This is a genomic window from Mesorhizobium sp. 2RAF45, from assembly GCF_052115225.1.
Lineage (GTDB): Bacteria > Pseudomonadota > Alphaproteobacteria > Rhizobiales > Rhizobiaceae > Mesorhizobium > Mesorhizobium jarvisii.
In genome coordinates this window covers 102,656-117,537 of record NZ_JBFRGG010000012.1, presented here as the reverse complement: position 1 = coordinate 117,537, position 14,882 = coordinate 102,656, and the positions used below count along the sequence as shown (strand labels likewise).

Genomic DNA, 14,882 nt, shown 5'->3' with positions numbered 1-14,882 from the left:
GTTTTAGTTGCAGGCGGCGACGCTGCCGGCGGCGACACCCGCGCAGACTTCGTCCTTCTTGATCCAGCCGGCGTCGATGACGACGTTGAGATTGTCCTTGGTGATGGCCACCGGGGTCAGGAACAGCGACTTGACGGTGTTGCTGCCGGGCGTCGTGAAGTCCTTCACACCGGCGATGTCGGTCATCTTCTTGCCGTCGGCCAGCTGCGAGGCGATCTCGGCGGCGTTCTTGCCGAGTTCGCGCGCGTCCTTCCACACCGACACGGTCTGGGTGCCAAGCGCGATGCGGTTCAGCGCGGCATGGTCGCCGTCCTGACCCGAAACCGGCACGGTGCCGGCAAGACCCTGCGCCGTCAGCGCCGCGACGACGCCGCCGGCGGTGCCGTCATTGGCCGCGACGACCGCGTCGACCTTGTTGTCGTTGGCGGTCAGGAACTGCTCCATGTTCTTCTGGGCGTTGGCGGGCAGCCAGCCATCTGTATAGGCCTCGCCGACATTCTTGATCTTGCCGCTGTCGATGGCAGCCTTGAGCACTTCCATCGAGCCCGCGAACAGGAAGTCGGCGTTCGGATCGGCGCCCGAGCCCTTGATGAAGACATAGTTGCCTTCCGGCTTGGCCTTGAACACCGCGCTGGCCTGCAAGCGGCCGACTTCCTTGTTGTCGAAGGTCAGGTAGAAGACGTCCTTGTTCTCGATCAGGCGGTCATAGCCGACGACCGGAATGCCTTCGTCCAGCGCCTTCTGCACGGCCGGGCCGATGGCCGAGGCATCCTGGGCCAGGATGATCAGCGAATTGGCGCCCTGCGAGATCAGGCTCTCGACATCGGTAAGCTGCTTGCCAGGATTGGACTGCGCATCGGCGGAAATGTACTTGTCGCCGGCGGCCTCGATCGCCTTCTTCATGGCGGCCTCGTCGGTCTTCCAGCGCTCTTCCTGGAAGTTGGACCACGAAACGCCGATGACCTTGTCCTTCGCCTGCGCGACCGACGCAAGCGTCAGCGACATGGCGACACCCGCCAGGATGGCGGCTGTGAATCTCTTCATGATATTCCTCCCTGCGCCGCGTATGGCGCGACCAAACTGGCCCTAAGGCCGGCACAAAGGCCCTATTTTTTCGAGCCTCGAAAAAACACTGATCCAACACCGGAACGCTGTCAACAACGATTCTGATGGATTTTGATGTCCCTCTGAATTTTTTTCGAGCTTCGCAATAAATAAATGACAGCACAGGCCGCTTCTGCCAGTATTTGACCGTGTCGCCGGCAGCGTTCGAGGGAGGACCGGAAGAACCGCGGCGACCGGGAGGATGTGAAAAAACATGTCGGTCGGAATCCGCCACGACGATCTGCGCCGGCGCAACCGCGCGATGGTGATCGCGGCCGTGCGCCGGGCCGGCCGGCCCTCGCGCACCGAGATCGCAGCGACCACCGGCCTCAGCCATTCGACCATATCGGCGATTTCCTCCGACCTGATCGGTGAAGGCATCCTGGCCGAGGGCAAGCCGAGCGAGGCCGGCGCGCTGAAACGCGGCAGGCCGCAGGTCGGCCTCGGCCTCAATCCGGAGGCCGCGGCTGTGATGACCGTGGTGCTGTCGCTGAATTTCCTATGGGTCGCAGTCATCGACTATGCCGGCCAGGTGATATCGGAGGAACAGCGCCGGCTGGACACGCTGACCATGTCGCGCGAGGCGCTGATCGGCGAGTGCGTGGCCATAGTGCGGCGGCGCCTCGACGATCCCGACATCGACGTACGCAGCGTCGCCCGCATCGCGCTGGCGATCCAGGGCATCACCGACACCGAGGCCCGGGCGATGCTGTGGTCGCCGATCACACCGCAGACCGACATCGCCTTCGCAGACATACTCGAAGCCGAGTTCGGTATCCCCGCCACCATGGAAAACGACTGCAACATGATGGCGGTGGCGCTGCGCTGGCGCGATCCCGAGCGCTACCGTGACGACTTCATCGCCATCCTGCTTTCGCACGGCATCGGCATGGGGCTGGTGCTGAAGGGCGAGTTGTTCACTGGCACCCATTCCTCAGGCGGCGAATTCGGCCACATGATCCACCGGCCGGGCGGCGCGCTCTGCCGCTGCGGGCGGCGCGGCTGTGTCGAGGCCTATGCCGGCAATTACGCCATCTGGCGCAACGCCAGGCAGCTCGGCGAGGACACCGAGCCGGTGGCCGATGTCAGCGACGCGCAGATGCGGGCGCTGGCCGCGACGGCACGGGAACGGGACGGGCCCGAGCGCGAAGCCTACCGCAGGGCCGGGGAGGCACTCGGCTACGGCCTCGGCAGCCTGTTTGCGCTGATCGATCCCGCGCCCGTCGCCATGGTCGGCGTCAGCGCCGCTGCCTTCGACCTGATCGAGCCGGCATTGCGCGAGGCCATCGCCCAGACCGCCGGCGGCCAGCACTCGAAATCGATCTCCTTCGACACCGAGCCGAACGAACTGCCGCTGATCCGCGAAGGCTGTGCCATGCGCGCGCTGACCTTCGTCGACCAGGAGATTTTCGCGCCCGGCGTGCAAACGAAAGCAGGCCCTGCCGCGAAGAAAAACGTCGCCTGAGTCAGGTTGTGCTCAATCCTCGCGGATCGCGTAGCCCGCCCCACGGATGGTGCGGATGACATCCGGCATGCGGCCATTGTTGACCGCCTTGCGCAACCGGCCGACATGCACGTCCACGGTGCGCTCGTCGATGTAGATCGTCTCGCCCCAGACATTGTCGAGCAGTTGGCTGCGCGAGAACACGCGCCCGGGGTGCCGCATCATGAATTCGAGCAGGCGGAATTCGGTCGGCCCGAGCCGGATCTCGCTCTTCTTGCGGTAGACCCGGTGCGATTCACGGTCGAGCACGATATCGCCGACCTTGAGCACGCTGGACAGCACTTCCGGCTTGGCGCGGCGCAGCAGCGCCTTGACGCGGGCCATGAATTCCGGCGTCGAGAACGGCTTGACCAGATAGTCGTCGGCGCCGGTGGAGAGCCCACGTACACGGTCGCTTTCCTCGCCCCGGGCGGTCAGCATGATGATCGGCAGCCGCTCGGTCTCGGGCCGCATTCGCAGGCGCCGGCAGAGTTCGATGCCGGACACCGCCGGCACCATCCAGTCGAGCACAAGGAGGTCGGGCACGTTCTCCTGCAGGCGGATTTCGGCTTCGTCGCCGCGGGTCACCACCTCGACCTGGTAACCCTCCGATTCCAGATTGTAGCGGAGGAGCACGCCGAGCGGCTCCTCGTCCTCCACCACCATGATGCGTGGTGCGATCATCGATTGATTACCCCTGCGCTCAGGCCGCCGGCGCCGACATCGCCGTCTCGTCCTGTTTTGGACGGTTGGCGGGCAGTTGCGTGCCGGTCAGGACATAGTACGCATTCTCGGCGATGTTGGTCACATGGTCGCCGATGCGTTCGAGATTCTTGGCGCAAAACAACAGATGCGTGCAAGCCGTGATGTTGCGCGGGTCTTCCATCATATAGGTCAGCAATTCGCGGAAGACGGAGGTGTATTTGACGTCGATGCGCTCGTCGTCGGCGCGCAGCATCGCCAGTGCCGCGGCATCGCGCGCCGCATACTCCTCGATCACACCCTGCACCTGGATCAACACCAGCTGCGCCATGGCGTCGATGGAATGCGACAGGTCGCGCGGCGTGGCGCTGAGGCCGACAGTGCCGACGCGCTTGGCGATGTTCTTGGCAAGGTCGCCAATGCGTTCGAGGTCGCCGGCCATGCGGATCGAGCCGACGACATGGCGCAGGTCGTCGGCCATCGGCTGGCGCTTGGCGATCAGCGTGATGGCGCGGTCGTCGAGTTCGCGCTGGCGCGCATCCATGATGGCGTCGTCGGAGACGACGCGCTGAGCGAGAGCATTGTCGGAGTTCAGCAGTGCCTTGGTGGCGCCGCCGACCATCGAGCCGGCGAGATCGCCCATGTCGCTGATCAGCCTGCTGATCTGTCCGAGATCCTCGTCGAAGGCTGCGACTGTGTGTTCGGCCATGATCCTGGTCCTCGTATGCGTGCGATCAGCCGAAGCGGCCGGTGATGTAGTCTTGCGTGCGCTTCTCGCGAGGCGACGTGAAGATCTTCTCGGTGCGGTCGAACTCGACCAGTTCGCCCAGATACATGAAGGCGGTCTGCTTCGAGACGCGCGCCGCCTGCTGCATGTTGTGGGTGACGATGACGATCGTGTAGTCGGCCTGCAGCTCGTCGATCAGCTCCTCAATCTTGGCGGTCGACAGCGGGTCAAGCGCCGAGGCCGGCTCGTCGAGCAGGATCACCTCCGGCTTCACCGCCACGGTGCGGGCGATGCACAGCCGCTGCTGCTGGCCGCCCGACAGGCTGAGGCCGCTGGCATTGAGCTTATCCTTGACCTCGGTCCACAGCGCCGCGCGCTTGAGCGCCTGCTCGACACGGCCGTCCATCTCGGCCTTGCTGATCTTCTCGTAGAGCCTGACGCCGAAAGCGATGTTCTCGTAGATCGACATCGGGAACGGCGTCGGCTTCTGGAACACCATGCCGATCTTGGTGCGCAGCAGGTTGAGATCCTGCGAACGGTCGAGGATGTTCTGGCCGTCGAGCAGCACCTGGCCCTCCGCGGTCTGCTTGGGATAAAGCTCGTAGATGCGGTTGAAGACGCGCAGCAGCGTCGACTTTCCGCAACCCGACGGGCCGATGAAGGCGGTGACGCTGCGCTCGGGCAGCGACAGCGTGATATCCTTCAGCGCCTTCGACTGGCCGTAGTAGAAGTTGAGGTTCTTGACCTCGATCTTGGCCTTGGTCACCGCCTCGGCGGCGATCGTCATGTCTGGAGACAACATCTGGCTCATTTGTCCTCTCTGCGTCCGGTCAGGCTGCGCGCAAAGATGCTGAGCGCGAGAACCGTCAATGTGATTATGAGTGCACCGGTCCAGGCCAGCTGCTGCCATTCCTCATAGGGGCTGAGAGCGAACTGGAAGATGGTGACAGGCAGGCTGGCCATCGGCGCGTTGAGATTGCTCGACCAGAACTGGTTGTTCAGCGCCGTGAAAAGAAGCGGTGCGGTCTCGCCGGAGATGCGGGCGATGGCCAGCAATATGCCGGTGACGATGCCCGAAAGCGCGGCGCGATAGGCAACCGAGCGGATGACCACCCAGCGCGGCGCGCCGATCGCGGTGCCGGCTTCGCGCAAGGCGTTGGGCACCAGGTTGAGCATGTCCTCGGTGGTGCGCACGACGACGGGGATGACCAGGATGGCGAGTGCTACGGCACCGGCGATCGCCGAGAAATGGCCCATCGGCCGCACCATAAGCTCATAGACGAACAGGCCGATGATGATCGACGGCGCCGACAGCAGGATGTCGTTGATGAAGCGCACCACCGTGGTGAGCTTCGAGAAGCGGCCATATTCGGCCATATAGGTACCGGCCAGCACGCCGATCGGCGTGCCGACGATGATGCCGATGATGGTCATCACGATGCTGCCGTAGATGGCGTTGAGCAGGCCGCCGGCGTCGCCGGGCGGTGGCGTCATTTCCGTGAAGACCGAGAGGGAGACGCCGGCCAGGCCCTTGTAGAGCAAGGCGCCAAGGATCAGCGCCAGCCAGGCAAGGCCTATGCCGGCAGAGATGACGCACAGCGTCATCATCACGCCATTCTTGCGCTTGCGGCTTTGGTGAAGCGATGCGGCTGTCGACATCGGTCAGGCTCCCGTGCGGGCGTCGATGCGCATCAGCATGTAGCGGGCGATGGCAAGGATCAGGAAGGTGATAACGAACAGGATAAGGCCGAGCGCGACCAGCGAGGAGGTGTAGAGATCGCCGACCGCTTCGGTGAATTCGTTGGCGATGGTCGCCGAGATGGTCGTTGCCGGCGCAAACAGCGACGTCGAGATGCGGTGCGCGTTGCCGATGACGAAGGTCACCGCCATCGTTTCACCGAGCGCGCGGCCGAGAGCGAGCATGATGCCGCCCATGATGCCGATGCGAGTGTAGGGAATGACGACCCGGCGCGTGACCTCCCAGGTCGTGCAGCCGATGCCATAGGCCGATTCCTTGAGCACCGACGGCACCGTATCGAAGACGTCCTTGGTGATCGAGGTGATGAACGGCAGGATCATGATGGCCAGGATCATCGCCGAGGTCAGCAGGCCGATGCCATAAGGAGGGCCCGCGAACAGGCCGTTGAGGCCGGGAATGCCGTGGAACACGCTGATGATGAAGGGCTGCACCGTCGTCTGCAGGAACGGCGCCAGCACGAACAGGCCCCAGATGCCGTAGATGATCGAAGGGATGCCGGCCAGCAGTTCAACCGCCATGCCGATCGGACGCCGCAGCGGGCGTGGGCAAAGCTCGGTGAGGAAGATTGCAATGCCGATACCGAGCGGCACGGCGATCAGGATGGCGATGGCCGAGGTAATGATGGTGCCGTAGATCGGTGCCAGGGCGCCGAACTTCTCCGTCACCGGGTTCCAGCTTTCGCTGGTCAGAAAGGAAAAGCCGAAGGTCGACAGGGCTTGCCAGGAACCGGCAAACAGCGAGATCGCAACGCCGCCGAGCAGAACCAGCACCAATATCGCGGCGGCGCGGGTTGTCGCATGGAAGATTGCGTCGGTCAGCGCGAACCGTCGAACGGTGGCATCGCGCGAACTTCTAACGGCTGGCAAGGCTTCCTGGACAGCGCTCATGTCAAGCTCGGCTCTTTCAGTTGAAGGAAAAGGAGCGCCGCGGGCGCGGCGCTCCTTTGGAGGATGTTACTCGCCAACGTAGACGGGCTTGCCGCCGGCCTGGATGTCGGCCTTCCACGAAGCCTTGATCAGGTCGACGACGCTGTCGGGGATCGAGACATAGTCGAGCGCCTTGGCGGTTTCCTTGCCGTCCTTGTAGGCCCAGGCAAAGAACTTCAGGGCTTCGCCAGTGGCAGCGGCATCATCCGGAGCCTTGTGGATCAGGACCCAGGTCGAGGCCGCGATCGGCCAGGTGGTGTCGCCGGGCTCGTTGGTGATGATGACGTTGAAGTTCTTGGCGCCCTTGAAGTCCGCATTCGAAGCGGCCGCGCCGAAGGATTCGAGCGACGGCTCGACGACCTTGCCGGCTGCATTCAGCATCTTGGAATAGGACAGGTTGTTCTGCTTGGCATAGGCATATTCGACGTAGCCGATGCCGCCGTCCGTCTGCTTGACGGTGTTGGCAACGCCTTCGCTGCCCTTGGCGCCGACGCCCGTCGGCCATTCGACGGCGGTGTCCGAACCGACCTTGTCCTTCCAGTCGGGCGAGAGCTTCACCAGATAGTTGGTGAAGTTGAAGGTGGTGCCCGAACCGTCCGAACGATGCACGACGGCGATCGCGGTCGACGGCAGGGTGAGGCCGGGGTTCAGCGCCTTGATCGCGGCATCGTCCCAGGTGGTGATGGCGCCGAGATAGATCTGGGCGAGCGTCTTGCCGTCGAGGACGAGTTCGCCCGGCTTGACGCCGGTCAGGTTGACGATCGGCACGATGCCGCCCATCACCATCGGGAACTGCACGAGGCCGTTCTTTTCCAGATCGGCGTCGGACATCGGCTTGTCGGTGGCGCCGAAGGTCACGGTCTTGGCGATGACCTGCTTGATGCCGCCGCCCGAACCGATCGACTGATAGTTGAGGCCGATGCCGGTGTCCTTCTTGTAGGTGTCGGCCCACTTGGCGAACACCGGATAGATGAAGGTCGAACCAGCGCCGGAAAGGTCAGCTGCGATGGCTGCGGAAAGGGTGAAGGTAGACGCTGTAGCCATTGCGATCGCAACGGCCGCCGAGCGGATGAAATGTCTCATGTGGCCTGCTCCTGTTCGGAAGATGGTCTCTCGGCGCCATTGCTAACCAGCGCCCGCTGAGGCCAATAGCCTTGGATTATTACAGTCGCATGACAGTTTCGTGTCAGCCCGGTAACGCGTCGCCGGCACTGCAAAAAGCAGTCGCGTCGGATGGCCGTGGCCTGATCCGAGTTTGCGCCCGGAATCAGGGACTTGAGCCATCCACCGGCCGGAGCCGCCGCCGGATTCGACGGGGCTTTGTCGGATGAAGAAAATCCGGACGGGAGCGCGTTGCTCAAGGCCAGAGCGTGTCATGGCCGGGCCATCGCCAAAAACAGGTCCGTTGGGGTAGGTTGACGCTGTTTGTTGCCGGCGGTCGCTGCTCCCGCCCGTAACTGCAAGGGCGGAATTCGATTTTGCCATTGTCCCGGGTCGGCACCGCCTTTGGTATGGTGCGATCGCACCATAGGCATTGCACGCAGGGGTAGCAGCAGAATCCGCGATTGATTCCCTCGGCTTGGCTCTTGGAACCGGGCGACGCCCTGCTATCCCGCGTTGCGCTGGACCTGGCGCCCGGCGCCGAGCCAGCGCTCGACTTTCTCCAGCAGGGCCCTGGGGCTGATCGGCTTGGGCAGATAGTCGTCCATGCCCGCCTCCAGGCAGCGTTCGCGATCGCCCTTGAGCGCATGCGCGGTCACGCCAACGATCGGCACATGCATGCCTGTTTCCTGCTCCATCTGGCGGATGGCGGCGGTCGCCTCGAGCCCGCTCATCTCCGGCATCGAGACATCCATCAGGATCATGCACGGATTGAGCTTGCCGAATGCGTCGAGCGCCTTACGGCCATTGCCGACGATCTCGAAACTATGGCCGGTCTCGCCAAGGATCTGGGTGAAGACCATCTGGTTCACCTCATTGTCCTCGGCCACCAGTATGTCCAGCCTGTGTCCATCACCGCCAGTGGCGGGCAGCCGGGGCCGAACCGGCGGCGGCTGCAATTGCGCGCGTTGTTCGGACAGCGCCAGCGGCTGCGGCTGGGGAGCATCAGGCCTTTCGGCTGCAAGCGGCTGGATGGCCTGGCTGTCCGTGGCGTGGCGATGGCGCTGGATGGTCGCCACCAGCGTCTCCAGGAGCACCGAGGAGCGTGCCGGCTTGATCAGCTGGGCATCGATGCCGAGATCGCGGTAGCTTGTGTTGGCGAGCGACTGGTCGACCGAGGTCAGCATGATGATGGGCGTGTCCGCGAGGCCTTCGGTGCTGCGCACGATGCGCGCCATTTCGGCGCCGCTCATCTCGGGCATCTGGTAGTCGAGCACGACGCAATCCACACGCACGCCATAGGCGGCGGCCGCGATCAGCACCTTGAGGCCCTCCGCGCCGCTTTCGGCCGCGCAGGAATCGAACGTCCAGGAAGTCATCTGCTCGGTCAGGATGGCCCGGTTGACGGCATTGTCGTCGACGATCAGCACGCGTGCGCCCGTCACGTCCACCGGCATGATGCGCTGCCCGCTCTGTCCGGCCGTGGGCAGCGTCACGGTGAACCAGAAGGTCGAGCCCTTGCCCTCGGCGCTCTCGACGCCGATGGTGCCGCCCATCAGTTCGACCAGCCGTGAGGTGATGGCAAGGCCAAGCCCGGTGCCCTCATGCCGCCGTGTCGAGGAGGTGTCGACCTGGCTGAATTTTTCGAACACCAGCTTCAGTTTTTCCTCGGGGATGCCGATCCCGGTGTCGGTGACCGAGATCGTCAGCCTGGTTCCGGTCGGAACCCTCTCACCGGTCACGTCGACCAGCACATGGCCTTCGTCGGTGAATTTCACCGCATTGCCGACCAGGTTGGTGACGATCTGCCGGATGCGGCCGACATCGCCGACGAACAGGTTTTCGAGCCTCGGCTCGACACGCACGATGAGTTCGAGATCCTTTTCCTTGGCGCGTGTCGACACCAGCGTCGCCACGTCCTCGATCGCCTCGGCAAGGTTGAAGGGCGCCGGATCGAGCACCATCTGGCCGGCATCGATCTTGGAAAAATCCAGGATGTCGTTGATGATGGTCAACAGCGCGTTGCCCGACTTGACGATGATGTCGGTGAACGTCTTCTGCTTGGGATCGAGATTGGATTTGGCCAGAAGTTCCGCCATGCCCAGCACACCGTTCATCGGCGTGCGGATCTCATGGCTCATATTGGCGAGGAATTCCGACTTGGCGCGGTCGGCGAGCACGGCACGCTGGCGCGCCTCGCTGAGCTCCGCCTCGCGCATCTTCAGTTCCGTGATGTCGGTGGTCGATCCGATCAGGTAGAGCGAACCGTCCGACGCGATCATTGCACCCTTGCGCGCGAACTGATGCCTGACGGTGCCGTCGGCAAGCCGCACCGTCTCCTCGACCTCCTGGGTGTCGCCGGTGCGCAGCACGGCCAGATCGCCGGCCACGAAAGCCTCGCCGTCCTCCCCGAAAATCTCGATGTCGGTCTTGCCGATCGCGTCTTCCCTGCTGAGGCCGGTCAGATCGCACCAGCCCTTGTTGACATAGAACTGCCTGAGATCGGAACGCTTGGCGTAGATCGACACCGGTACATTGTCGATCAGGCTGCGGAACACCTCGTTCTCGCGCATGCTCTCTTCCAGAGCCTTCTCGCGCGCCTTGACGTCGGTGATGTCGGTGCTGGAGCCGACCAGATGCACCGATCCGTCGGTCGCCACCAGGCGGCTCTTGCGCGTCATCAACTGTCGCACGGTGCCGTCACGATGGGTGACGGGCTCTTCGACCTCGAGGCCCTTGCCGGTTACGACGACCTCGGTGTCGTCATTGCTGTAGCTTTCCGCGTCTTGTGTGCCGAACAGCTCACGGTCGGTCCGGCCGATGACGTCTTCCTTGGCGATGCCTGTCAGCGCGCACCAGGCCTTGTTGACGAATTCGATGCTCAGGTCCTGCGCCTTGATGAAGGCGGCCACCGGCAACTCGTCCATGACGTGGCGGAAGAGATCGATCTGGCGCATCGAGTCGCGCAGCGCCGCCTCGCGGCTCTTGATGTCGGTGATGTCGACGCGCACGCCGATGAACGTTCCGTCATCGGTGCGCATGTCATAGACTTGGTACCAGCGCCCATCGGCATTGAGGCGCTCGTAGGAAGAATTCGGCAGGTGGTAGCGGGCCAGTATGCCGTCGAGCCAGCGTTCGGGTTCGACCCCGTACAGCTTGTCGATCTCGGCATCGCCGCTCGAGCGGAAATAGCCGATCGACTGGCCGAATTCCAACGCCTCGCGGAAGCTGCAGCCAGGCTGCCAGAAGGGCTTCAGCGCCGGCAGCGTGTCCTGCAGCTTGCGGTTGGCGAAGACGAACTTGTCGTCGCGGTCGTAGATGATGACGCCGGCCGGCAGCGATTCCAGCACGCTGGCGAGGTGCTTGCGCGCATCTTGTGCCTCGGTCTCGCGCCCCTTCATGTCGGTGACGTCGACATAGGAGATGAGCCGCTTGCCGCCGTGCAGCGGCGCCAGCGATGCGACAAGTGTGCGCCCGTCATTGTGCGGCAATTGTCTTGAGCCGGCGACACCGGCCCTGATTTCGGCTTCGCGCTCGGCGGTATGGCGTTGCCAGGCGACGTCATCGGCGCCGTAAGGATCAATGGCGCGGCTGGCTTCCATGAGTTCGCGAAAGGCCGAGCCGATCCCGGCGCGGCCTGGATCGATCCTCCAGAAGTCATAGAAGGCGCGATTGATGACTTCGGCGCGCATATCGGCATCCAGCACGAGAACACCGATCGGCATCTCATCGACCATGGTGCGGAGATTGACGAAGGTCTCGGCGATTTTGGCGTTGGCGCCTTCGATCTCGGCATCGCGACGCTTGAGTTCGGTGACCTCATAGTAGGTCAAGAGCCGCTTGCCGCCGGACAGCGCCGTCACCGAGAACATCATCGTCCTGCCGCTGGCATGGACAAATTCGCGAGGCGCGACGGAGCCGGCGCGAATCTCCTCGATACGGCTGGCGAGGTAGCGCTGCCACTGCTGTTCGTCGATATCGCCATAGATGCCGTTGCGGCGGTTCAGTTCCATCAACTGGCTGAACGGAGCGCCAACGGTCACAGCGCCGTCCGGAATGCTGGACAGGTCGCGATAGGCCTTGTTGACGATCAGCGTGTCGAGCTTGCCATCGAGCAGCACGACGCCCATGTGCATGGCGTCCATCGTCCGTTCGAGATCGGCAAGATGCCGGTCGGGATCGCTGCCCGACAACGGGTTTTGCTCCATGGTTTCGAAGGCGCCGGCCAGTGCGGTGACGTTGCGGCCTATGCCGCGGTAGCCGGCGAATTTTCCTTCGTTGTCGAACCGTGGGAAGCCTGACGTCAGCACCCAGCGGCAGTCGGCGCCGCCACCCTTCAGTTCATAGACGAAGTCGCGGAACGGCCGGCGCGCCTGCAGATCCTCCAGATGCGCCGTCGCGCTGTGATTACCCTTCAGGACCTGGTTGAGGAAATCGAAGCGGAACCGGCCCAGCACATCGGCCGGATCGATGCCTGTGGCCGCCTGGTAGGTCGGTGAGAGCCAGGAGAAGCGCAGTTCGGCGTCGGTCTCCCAGACCCAGTCCGAGCCTGCCTCGAGCAGTTGGCGAAGCGCGTCGGGCGAATCCATGTCCGCGCATGGCGGCGCGTCGCCGCGATGCACCGGCTTTTCAGGCCTACGCTTGCCGCGCGCGCCGGTTGCTTCGTCCGCTTCCGCCATCCTGTCCCCACCCGAAAATCAAGGCCGAACCCTCCCTCCGCGGTTCGTCGGCGGAATGTGCCCGAGAAGCATTAACGATCCGCTAACCTTAACGGCGCGACCGGCATGCTCTTTCTGCTTTAGTCCGTCGGGTTGTCGGGCGGGCCAAGCCCGCGTTATAAGCCGCGCAGGGGTGTTGCTAATGTATCGACGGATAGGGCCTTTCTTGCTGGGCGTAGCGCTGCTTTTCGGCAGCGGCTGTGCGCGCAGCTATGACGGCACGGTCATCATCCCGCGGCCGCTCGACGCCAGGCGCTTCTGGGACCGGCCGCCACCCAATGTCGACTACGTGCCGCCGGCCGACAACGGCGCCTTTCCGGCGTCGCCGCAGCCGCCCGGACAGTTTGCCGAACGCAGGGTTTCGAAACCTGCCGGGCACAGACGGCATCAGACGCGATATTCACCGCCGCCTCCCCCGCCGCCAGGCCCGGAAAAGCAACTGGCATGCAGGAACGTGAGCGCACCAGGCGAGCGCGTTCGCATGGTCTGCGAATAGGCTCAATTCGGGGAGAGCTCCCCGCAGCCTTACAGCGATGCCGCGCCCTTCTTCGGTTCCTTCGCGCCAAGCTTGTCGAGCGCAAGGCGAACCTGGCGCAGATCGTCCTGCCAGCCGTCATCATCACCCATGGAACTCTCCGACGCGGCTCGTTGCAGGCCGCGGGCCTCGGATTCGATCTCGCGCAGTTCCGCGACCTTCTCGTCACGGGTCAGGGAGCCGTTTTCGACGATCTCCAGAACCCGCATTTCCCTGAACGTAGCCATGGCGTTTCTCCCGGCTGTTGTCGATCACAACGCCGTGAGCGCCCCTCCGTTCCAGACGAGTCCCATAGCCGGCTTCATCATGACGGCACGCTGCAGGCGGTTATTCCAGAGAGGAGAGGTCATTCAGCCGGAAAGAAGGCCGGGCCGACCACACGCACCGGCCGCGTACCGGCTTCGATCGACTGCAACTGAGCGGCCCCAGAGGCCTCGGTGCCGGATTGCGGGATTGCCGCGACACTGTCGAAATCCGGCTTTGGCTGCGGCAACGGAATGATGGCATTGGTCATGTTTGTGGGCGTCACCGTCCTTGCCCTCAATTCGGCTACCCGCCGGTAATAGCGCTTGACGTCGCAGGCCTTGAAATTGGCATCGTCACGGTAGCGAAAAGCCGAAGGCAGTTCGATATAGGGTTTGCGCGTATCGAGCGCGACCATCTTTTCGGTTTCCAGACTGGCGTCGCTGAGCGTGTAGAGATCGACGGCCGGGTCATCGCAGATGTAACGGCACTGATCGGCCATGTCCCTGACATCGTCGCTGCCGGCGAATTGCGATTTGGGCGCGGGAAAAAAGTATCCATCCGACAGGCGCACGCAAAACAGCATCGTATTGCCGGCATATGTTGGCCCCGCCGCTGCCTGCGCGGATTGGCTTTTCGGCGCCTGGCGCTGCTCCTTTGCCCCGCAGCCAAGCGCCGCGAGGCGTGCCTGCAGGCCTGAAAGGTCCCGGCCGGAATTGGACGCGGCGGCCATCCGGCGCTGCACTTCCGTCCGGTTTCTGCCAAGGTCGGCGCATGCATTGAAGAAGCCACCCGCGGCACTTTGCGCCGTGCACCGACGCTGCCTCTCCAGGCCCTGGATCGCCGCAAGCTGACGGCGCAACTGCGCCAGTTCGGGGCTCACGCCGCTGCTGCGGCCGCCAGAAAGCAACTGACTTCTGATCGCGCTGCAACTATCCGCGTAGGAAGACGTCGTGCCGAGCACAAGGGCGGCCACCGTCACCAGCGCGATCATCATGAGAAGCCAGAAACGGATCATCGGGACGACATGGTCCTTGCTGCTGATAGCCTGGAATCACATTCTTTCGACTTGGATAAGCTTCAGATAAATGAGCAATACCTAATAATTGAAGCTTTCATGATCGAAAAGACTTTCATTTAGTGTAGTAGAATGGCTCCTGTAAATTCGATATTACATTTTTATTTCAAGATTGAGACGAACCACAAAACCAAGCAGCCATGCCGGCGACTATCGGAATCACCGGGGCGTGGCTCTCGGGGCGAACGATCAATCCGACGTTACCGACGCTTGACGCTGAAACCTTTGCCTGACTGCCGCGTTGAAGGCATAGGGAGAACGCAGATGTCGATCCACTTCACGGTGTCGGAACTGACAAGAAACCTTTTTCATTCTCTCGGGCTGGATCACGAGCGCGCGCCACGACCGCTCAATCCCGAGGAAAGCCTGTTGCTTGAGTGCTATCTGGCCGGGCACATCCCGGAATCGGCCTGGAGCGACTATGTCTTCGAGACCCCGGATCTGGCCCGGCATGCCAAGGCACGGCGCCTGAGCCACTGAGCAATTGGCTCCGAAGCGGCGGCGCC

General features: G+C 63.3%; 13 protein-coding genes. 3 read left to right on the top strand and 10 right to left on the bottom strand.

The window, feature by feature from the left end; all coding sequences use genetic code 11:
* Nucleotides 1–3 precede the first annotated feature (3 nt).
* Nucleotides 4–1,044, bottom strand: coding sequence for a D-xylose ABC transporter substrate-binding protein (gene xylF, locus AB4Z43_RS25800; RefSeq protein WP_441939446.1), 1,041 nt, complete (start codon nt 1,042–1,044; stop codon nt 4–6).
* 274 nt (nt 1,045–1,318) lie between these two features.
* On the opposite strand from xylF, the gene AB4Z43_RS25795 reads away from it, so the two are divergent.
* Nucleotides 1,319–2,569 carry an ROK family protein gene (locus AB4Z43_RS25795; protein WP_441939444.1) on the top strand — a complete coding sequence of 417 codons (1,251 nt, stop codon included), beginning with the start codon at nt 1,319–1,321 and terminating at the stop codon, nt 2,567–2,569.
* Between the two features lie 12 nt (nt 2,570–2,581).
* Here AB4Z43_RS25795 and phoB read toward each other — a convergent pair whose 3' ends face one another.
* The 7 genes from phoB to AB4Z43_RS25760 form a co-directional block, all read right to left on the bottom strand.
* Nucleotides 2,582–3,271, bottom strand: coding sequence for a phosphate regulon transcriptional regulator PhoB (gene phoB / locus AB4Z43_RS25790; protein ID WP_010911896.1), 690 nt, complete (start codon nt 3,269–3,271; stop codon nt 2,582–2,584).
* 19 nt (nt 3,272–3,290) lie between these two features.
* Nucleotides 3,291–3,998, bottom strand: a complete 708-nt coding sequence (phoU, locus tag AB4Z43_RS25785) for a phosphate signaling complex protein PhoU (protein ID WP_441939441.1) — start codon at nt 3,996–3,998, stop codon at nt 3,291–3,293.
* A 25-nt stretch (nt 3,999–4,023) separates the two neighbouring features.
* The gene (pstB, locus tag AB4Z43_RS25780; RefSeq protein ID WP_020629059.1) at nt 4,024–4,827 is read right to left on the bottom strand and encodes a phosphate ABC transporter ATP-binding protein PstB; all 804 of its coding nucleotides are present in this window, start codon (nt 4,825–4,827) and stop codon (nt 4,024–4,026) included.
* Nucleotides 4,824–5,675: a phosphate ABC transporter permease PstA gene (gene pstA / locus AB4Z43_RS25775; RefSeq protein ID WP_019861605.1), complete on the bottom strand. Its 852-nt coding sequence runs from the start codon at nt 5,673–5,675 to the stop codon at nt 4,824–4,826. The genes pstB and pstA overlap by 4 nt, the downstream gene beginning before the upstream one ends.
* A 3-nt stretch (nt 5,676–5,678) precedes the next feature.
* Nucleotides 5,679–6,662, bottom strand: coding sequence for a phosphate ABC transporter permease subunit PstC (gene pstC, locus AB4Z43_RS25770; protein ID WP_019861606.1), 984 nt, complete (start codon nt 6,660–6,662; stop codon nt 5,679–5,681).
* 66 nt (nt 6,663–6,728) lie between these two features.
* Nucleotides 6,729–7,784, bottom strand: coding sequence for a phosphate ABC transporter substrate-binding protein PstS (pstS, locus tag AB4Z43_RS25765; protein WP_083246445.1), 1,056 nt, complete (start codon nt 7,782–7,784; stop codon nt 6,729–6,731).
* Nucleotides 7,785–8,308: 524 nt separating this feature from the next.
* Nucleotides 8,309–12,481 carry a PAS domain-containing protein gene (locus AB4Z43_RS25760; RefSeq protein WP_441939438.1) on the bottom strand — a complete coding sequence of 1,391 codons (4,173 nt, stop codon included), beginning with the start codon at nt 12,479–12,481 and terminating at the stop codon, nt 8,309–8,311.
* Nucleotides 12,482–12,686: 205 nt separating this feature from the next.
* On the opposite strand from AB4Z43_RS25760, the gene AB4Z43_RS25755 reads away from it, so the two are divergent.
* On the top strand, nt 12,687–13,016 hold the full coding sequence (locus AB4Z43_RS25755; protein WP_223217849.1) for a hypothetical protein: 330 nt from the start codon (nt 12,687–12,689) through the stop codon (nt 13,014–13,016).
* Nucleotides 13,017–13,045: 29 nt separating this feature from the next.
* Here the strand turns inward: AB4Z43_RS25755 and AB4Z43_RS25750 are convergent, their stop codons facing one another.
* A complete protein-coding gene (locus AB4Z43_RS25750; RefSeq protein ID WP_038650115.1) occupies nt 13,046–13,282 on the bottom strand; it encodes a hypothetical protein in 237 nt (78 codons plus the stop codon).
* A gap of 119 nt (nt 13,283–13,401) precedes the next feature.
* Nucleotides 13,402–14,316, bottom strand: a complete 915-nt coding sequence (locus AB4Z43_RS25745; protein WP_038650119.1) for a DUF2865 domain-containing protein — start codon at nt 14,314–14,316, stop codon at nt 13,402–13,404.
* A gap of 324 nt (nt 14,317–14,640) precedes the next feature.
* Here AB4Z43_RS25745 and AB4Z43_RS25740 point away from each other — a divergent pair, with 324 nt between their 5' ends.
* Nucleotides 14,641–14,856 (top strand): hypothetical protein, encoded by a 216-nt coding sequence (locus tag AB4Z43_RS25740; protein WP_019861612.1) that lies wholly within the window; start codon nt 14,641–14,643, stop codon nt 14,854–14,856.
* The last annotated feature ends 26 nt before the right edge of the window (nt 14,857–14,882 follow it).

Coding starts and splice junctions, on each gene's coding strand:
- xylF (WP_441939446.1), bottom strand. CDS start 1,044: ATGAAGAGATTCACAGCCGCCATCCTGGCGGGTGTCGCCATGTCGCTG.
- AB4Z43_RS25795 (WP_441939444.1), top strand. CDS start 1,319: ATGTCGGTCGGAATCCGCCACGACGATCTGCGCCGGCGCAACCGCGCG.
- phoB (WP_010911896.1), bottom strand. CDS start 3,271: ATGATCGCACCACGCATCATGGTGGTGGAGGACGAGGAGCCGCTCGGC.
- phoU (WP_441939441.1), bottom strand. CDS start 3,998: ATGGCCGAACACACAGTCGCAGCCTTCGACGAGGATCTCGGACAGATC.
- pstB (WP_020629059.1), bottom strand. CDS start 4,827: ATGAGCCAGATGTTGTCTCCAGACATGACGATCGCCGCCGAGGCGGTG.
- pstA (WP_019861605.1), bottom strand. CDS start 5,675: ATGTCGACAGCCGCATCGCTTCACCAAAGCCGCAAGCGCAAGAATGGC.
- pstC (WP_019861606.1), bottom strand. CDS start 6,662: ATGAGCGCTGTCCAGGAAGCCTTGCCAGCCGTTAGAAGTTCGCGCGAT.
- pstS (WP_083246445.1), bottom strand. CDS start 7,784: ATGAGACATTTCATCCGCTCGGCGGCCGTTGCGATCGCAATGGCTACA.
- AB4Z43_RS25760 (WP_441939438.1), bottom strand. CDS start 12,481: ATGGCGGAAGCGGACGAAGCAACCGGCGCGCGCGGCAAGCGTAGGCCT.
- AB4Z43_RS25750 (WP_038650115.1), bottom strand. CDS start 13,282: ATGGCTACGTTCAGGGAAATGCGGGTTCTGGAGATCGTCGAAAACGGC.
- AB4Z43_RS25745 (WP_038650119.1), bottom strand. CDS start 14,316: ATGATCCGTTTCTGGCTTCTCATGATGATCGCGCTGGTGACGGTGGCC.
- AB4Z43_RS25740 (WP_019861612.1), top strand. CDS start 14,641: ATGTCGATCCACTTCACGGTGTCGGAACTGACAAGAAACCTTTTTCAT.